The 5,780-nt window shown below is 48.2% G+C and carries 4 protein-coding genes and 2 pseudogenes; all 6 read left to right on the forward strand.

Annotated elements, in window-relative coordinates; all coding sequences use genetic code 11:
- Window positions 1-261 (forward strand): annotated as a pseudogene (locus tag ACR0QE_RS12995) (hypothetical protein); the annotation flags it as partial.
- A gap of 202 nt (window positions 262-463) precedes the next feature.
- On the forward strand, window positions 464-1,132 hold the full coding sequence (locus ACR0QE_RS13000; protein WP_432628760.1) for a YkgJ family cysteine cluster protein: 669 nt from the start codon (window positions 464-466) through the stop codon (window positions 1,130-1,132).
- A 64-nt stretch (window positions 1,133-1,196) separates the two neighbouring features.
- On the forward strand, window positions 1,197-2,087 hold the full coding sequence (locus ACR0QE_RS13005) for a patatin-like phospholipase family protein (RefSeq protein WP_432628762.1): 891 nt from the start codon (window positions 1,197-1,199) through the stop codon (window positions 2,085-2,087).
- 203 nt (window positions 2,088-2,290) lie between these two features.
- Complete coding sequence (locus ACR0QE_RS13010; RefSeq protein WP_432628761.1) at window positions 2,291-4,582, forward strand: hydratase; 2,292 nt, start codon at window positions 2,291-2,293, stop codon at window positions 4,580-4,582.
- Between the two features lie 363 nt (window positions 4,583-4,945).
- Window positions 4,946-5,494, forward strand: a complete 549-nt coding sequence (locus tag ACR0QE_RS13015; protein WP_432628763.1) for a TIGR01440 family protein — start codon at window positions 4,946-4,948, stop codon at window positions 5,492-5,494.
- Between the two features lie 164 nt (window positions 5,495-5,658).
- A pseudogene (locus tag ACR0QE_RS13020) lies at window positions 5,659-5,780 on the forward strand (IS200/IS605 family transposase); the annotation flags it as partial.

A 5,780-nucleotide genomic window follows, 5' to 3' on the forward strand; every position in this document is an offset into this window, starting at 1 on the left:
GACCACTGGAGCGGAACATATTTTCAGGTGCCGTATGATTACCTGCCGGTGCGGATTGCGGGAAGCGGGGATATCTTCTCTGCAGTGATGACTGGAGAACTTCTTGCAGGAAAATCTCTGGAGATGGCAGTGCGGGGCGCCGTGCAGGCAGTATCCAAACTGATCATGGATAACAAGGATGAACTGAATAATTATAAGGGAATTCTGCTAGAGCACAGTCTGGATTTCCTCGACGAGATCGATGATGAGGAAGAGGATTGAGAATCGTTGCAGTACTAAAATGAGTTGTATTGCTGAAATAAATGGAAATTAGAATAAAAATTAAAATTGAAATTAAAATGGAAACTAAAATGGAAGCTATAACAAGCTCAATGTGTAAGTTCTGCAAGGTATGAATGTCATAGAAGTAAATATGAATGTATAAAAGCAGATGTATGAATGCATAGAAATGGTAGAATAAGAAATGATACGAAATGTAAGTCTGGAGGAGATCTCCGATGGAAAATTATATACGCTGAATGATATGGCGAAAGCAGGCTGCGGTGGCTGCGAGGGATGTTCGGACTGCTGTCGCGGAATGGGAGAGAGCATTGTGCTTGATCCGCTTGATTTTGCGCGGATGGCGGAGGGCCTGAGTCTTTCGCCTGAGCAGCTTTTAGGTGGATATCTTGAGCTTCATGTTGTGGACGGGATTGTGCTTCCGAATCTGAAGATGGCGGGAGAGGGCGAGCAGTGTCTCTTTTTAAATAAAGAAGGAAGATGTTCAATTCATCCGTACAGACCCGGAATCTGTAGGATTTTCCCGCTTGGCCGCTACTATGAGGAGAAAGATGGAAAAGAAGAATTCCATTATTTTTTACAGATTCACGAGTGCAGCCGCCCGGGACGCGCGAAAGTAAAGGTGAGAAAGTGGATTGATACGCCACAGGCAGATCGCTATGACAAGTATATTTTAGAGTGGCATCATTTCCTTAAGGAGATGCAGCAGCGTGCAGCGGGGGCAGATGCAAAGGAAGCACAGGCAGTGAGTCTGTATGTGCTGAAAACATTTTATTTGCAGTCGTATAGTGGGATGGATTCTTTCTATGAAGAATTTTATCGGAGAATCGGAAAAACAGAAGGAACAGAGTGATAAAAAAATTCTGCTGAGAAAGGACAGGTGAGGATAGATGGCAGAGAGCAAGCAGGAGAAACAGATGGAATGCCAGACGGATGGACAAACCAGTTCTTCTACCAGCTTGACTGGTTTGAGAGGCTTGGTGCTCGAGGGCGGTGGAATGCGCGGAATTTATACGGCGGGCGTTCTCGATGTGTTTATGGATAAAAATCTTTCTTTCGATGGTGTGATCGGAGTGTCGGCCGGAGCGATTCACGGCTGCTCTTTTGTGTCGGGGCAAAAGGGCCGGAGTATCCGTTATTATAAGAAATATGGTTCGGACAGTCGTTTTATGGGTTGGAAAAATCTGCTGCGCACCGGTGAGATTGTGGATGAGAAGTTCTGCTACCATGAGATCCCGGAAGTCCTTGATCCGTATGATTATGAGGCTTTCAACCAATCAAAAACGGCTTTTTACGTGACGTGCAGCAATGTTGAGACCGGAGAACCGGAATACTTGCAGATCACAGATATGAAATCCCAGATTGATCTCATGCGCGCTTCGGCGTCGCTGCCTTACGTCTCTCATATGGTAGAGGCGGACGGGATGAAACTGCTTGATGGAGGATGTACGGACAGCATCCCGGTGGAGGCATTCCGAAAGATGGGATACACGAAGACCGTTGTCGTTCTCACGAGAGACCGCGGATATGTCAAGAAGCCGGAGAACGAAAAGCTGGCATCGATTTACTATCGCCATTACCCGAAATTTGTGGAGGCGTTGAAAACCCGGCATACGAGATACAATGAGACCGTCAAGCGGATCGAAGAACTGGAGCTTGAGGGAAAGATTTTTGTGATTCGGCCGAGCCATGAGCTGACAATCGGGCGGACGGAGCATAACCCGGTTAAACTTCAGGAAACTTATGAGATGGGACGCAGGGATGCGCTCTGCCGGATGAAGGACCTGATGGAGTGGTGGAATAAATAGGTCTTATATAGCAAAAACCTATACCAGTTATCAAGATGATAGTATTTGACCAATAACGATTCCTGATGCATAATAGAGTCAAGAAAAGAAAACAACAACCTAATCAACAAGACAAAGTAACAGACAGAAGAAAACACAGGTTGACGTTTCCGAGCGTGCTGATCGGAAACGGGACTCAAATTTATGCAGGAGGAGAGATCGATATGGTGAAACTGTATGACGGGGGCGCTTATCTGGTAAACGGAACAGAACTGGTTCCGGAGCAGGAGGCAGCAAAAGTAGAGGCTCTGACGGGCAGAGCAGCTGACAAGGAAGAGGCAAAGAAGGGAACGATTGCTTACTCGATTATGAGCAAGCACAATACTTCCGGAGACATGAGCAAGCTGAAAATCAAATTTGATGCGATGACTTCTCATGACATCACTTTCGTTGGTATTGTACAGACTGCAAAGGCATCTGGAATGGAAAAGTTCCCGATCCCGTATGTTCTGACCAACTGTCACAACTCTCTGTGTGCCGTAGGTGGTACGATCAATGAGGATGACCACGTATTCGGTCTGTCCGCGTGCAAGAAGTACGGCGGCATCTTCGTTCCGCCGCACATCGCAGTTATCCATCAGTACATGCGTGAGATGATGGCTGGATGCGGAAAGATGATTCTTGGCTCTGACAGCCACACCCGTTACGGTGCACTCGGAACGATGGCAATCGGCGAGGGCGGCGGTGAGCTGGTAAAACAGCTTCTGTGTGATACATACGACATCGCATATCCGGGTGTGATCGCAATTTACCTGACCGGTAAGCCGGGTCCGGGCATTGGACCGCAGGATATTGCACTGGCAATCATCGGCGCTGTTTACAAGTGCGGATATGTAAAGAACAAGGTTATGGAGTTCGTAGGACCGGGTGTCTCCAGCATGACGACCGATTATCGTAACGGTGTTGACGTTATGACAACTGAGACAACCTGCCTGTCTTCAATCTGGAGAACCGATGAAGATACCAAGGCTTTCCTGACCAAGCATGGCCGCGGAGAGGATTACAAGGAGCTGAATCCGGCAGATGTTGCTTACTATGATGGTGTTGTATATGTAGATTTAAGCACCGTAAAGCCGATGATCGCGCTTCCGTTCCATCCGAGCAACACCTACGAGATCGATGAGCTGAATGCAAATCTGGGCGACATTCTCAGAAGCGTTGAGGTTGAGGCGACCAAGGTAACCGGAAATCCGGATATCAAGTTCAGCCTGACAGACAAGATCGTCAACGGCAAGCTTCAGGTAACCCAGGGTGTCATCGCAGGATGCGCAGGCGGTAACTACACGAACGTGATGGAGGCTGCTCACATTCTGAAGGGCAAGAGCTGCGGATGCGGCGAGTTCGCCCTGGATGTATATCCGTCCTCTCAGCCGGTTTACATTGATCTGGTCAGAAAGGGTGCGATTGCAGACCTCATGGAGGCAGGCGCAGTGCTCAAGACTGCATTCTGCGGACCGTGCTTCGGTGCTGGCGATACTCCGGCAAACAATGGTCTGTCCATCCGTCACACAACGAGAAACTTCCCGAACCGCGAGGGTTCCAAGCCGGGCAACGGCCAGATGGCAGCAGTTGCACTGATGGATGCACGTTCGATTGCAGCAACCGCAGCAAACGGTGGTATCCTGACACCGGCAACCGACTTTGTGGATGATTACGAGGTACCGGAGTACAACTTCGATGATACCGTTTACAAGGCAAGAATCTATCAGGGATTCGGCAAGGGCGATGAGGAAGCCTCCCTTGTATATGGCCCGAACATCAAGGATTGGCCGGAGATGAGCCCGTTGACTGACAATATCCTGTTAAAGGTATGTTCCAAGATCCTTGACCCGGTAACCACAACAGATGAGCTGATTCCGTCCGGTGAGACTTCTTCCTATCGTTCCAATCCGCTTGGACTGGCAGAGTTCACTCTCTCCAGAAGAGATCCGGAGTACGTTGGCAGAAGTAAGGAAGTAGATAAGATCGAGAAGGCAAGAGTTGCTGGAACCTGCCCGTGCGAGTCTGCTCCGGAGTTAAAGGAAGTCTTCGAGAAGATCAAGACGATTCCGGGAAATGAGGATGTCAAGGCATCTGAGACCGAGATCGGAAGCATGGTTTACGCAGTGAAACCTGGTGATGGTTCTGCCCGTGAGCAGGCTGCAAGCTGCCAGAGAGTCATCGGTGGTCTGGCAAATATCTGTAAGGAATATGCAACCAAGCGTTATCGTTCCAACGTTATGAACTGGGGCATGATCCCGTTCCAGATGAAGGATGATCCGGATGCATTCGAGGTAGGTTCTTACATCTACGTTCCGCAGATCCGCAAGGCACTCGACGGCGATATGAAGGACATCAAGGCATATGTGATCGGCGATGAGATCAAGGAGATCAGCCTGTATGTGGCAGACATGACTCCGGATGAGAAGAAGATCGTCAAGGCTGGCTGCCTGATCAACTACAACAGAAACAGATAATGGAATGAATTGATTTTTTAAACCCAACCCCTCATTGTTATTACATTTTCAGATACTAGAATCGAGACAGGGTGTCGAGCTGCCAAGGTGCAGCCCGGCGCTCTGTTTTTTATATGATAGGAAATTGCGTCCTATCATACAAAAAACGCTCCGCTAGAAAAATTTTTCTGAGATTGCAGTGATTGTGAAAATAAATCAGAGAGAGTATAATAAGACACAAATGGCAAAATGCAATGCGGCAGAAAGGGTGGACATACGATCATGGAAGATGTAAAAACTAATAAAAATAATGGAGAACAGGAACAGAGGGGGAAGGGGCAGAATGGATATACGGATGAAGTTTTCTCGGAAAAGACGCTGGAGATGATCTCGGAGGAAGCCTATCAGACGGCAGCGGAGCTGATTGACCTTGCAAAGCTGAAGAAGGGAGATCTCTTTGTGGTCGGCTGTTCGACGAGCGAGGTCGCCGGAAAGCGAATCGGAAAATATTCGAGTCCGGAACTTGGGAAAGCGGTGTTTGACGGGATTTACCGGGCAACGGAAGAAGCCGGAATCTGGCTTGCCGCACAGTGCTGTGAGCACCTCAACCGTGCGCTGATTCTGCCCGAGGAGGCGGCGTGCCAGTATGGATATGAGATGGTGAATGTGATGCCGCAGCCAAAGGCGGGAGGTTCCTTTGCGACCGCGGCGTGGAATACATTTGCGCACCCGACTGCGGTGGAACATATCCGGGCACACGCGGGAATCGATATCGGAGATACGCTGATTGGAATGCATCTGCGGGATGTGGCAGTACCGGTCCGCCTCTCAAAATCTCATTCCATGATCGGTGAGGCTCATGTCGTCTGTGCGAGAACGCGCCCGAAGTTCATCGGCGGAATCCGCGCAATCTACGATGAGACTCGCCTGTGATGGCAAAAGAGACTGTTTATGCACAGGCAGATCCGGATTCGATTGCAATTACAATGAATGCGCGAAAAGCCCACGCCTTTAGGTGTGGGATGGATAGCGCAAAATAATCAAGAAATGAGTATGTAATAATTGATTTTATACACACATAGCAGTATAATATATGTATGGAAAATAATTATAGACATACAAATACAACAGTATCTTTGATAAACTATCATTTTGTATTTTGTCCGAGATACAGAAGAAAGATTTTTCTAATACCGGATGTTGAAAAACGCTTTAAAGA

The sequence above is a fragment of the Brotaphodocola sp. genome, from assembly GCF_050873065.1.
Lineage (GTDB): Bacteria > Bacillota > Clostridia > Lachnospirales > Lachnospiraceae > Brotaphodocola.

Coding starts and splice junctions, on each gene's coding strand:
- ACR0QE_RS13015 (WP_432628763.1), top strand. CDS start 4,946: ATGATCTCGGAGGAAGCCTATCAGACGGCAGCGGAGCTGATTGACCTT.
- ACR0QE_RS13000 (WP_432628760.1), top strand. CDS start 464: ATGATACGAAATGTAAGTCTGGAGGAGATCTCCGATGGAAAATTATAT.
- ACR0QE_RS13010 (WP_432628761.1), top strand. CDS start 2,291: ATGGTGAAACTGTATGACGGGGGCGCTTATCTGGTAAACGGAACAGAA.
- ACR0QE_RS13005 (WP_432628762.1), top strand. CDS start 1,197: ATGGAATGCCAGACGGATGGACAAACCAGTTCTTCTACCAGCTTGACT.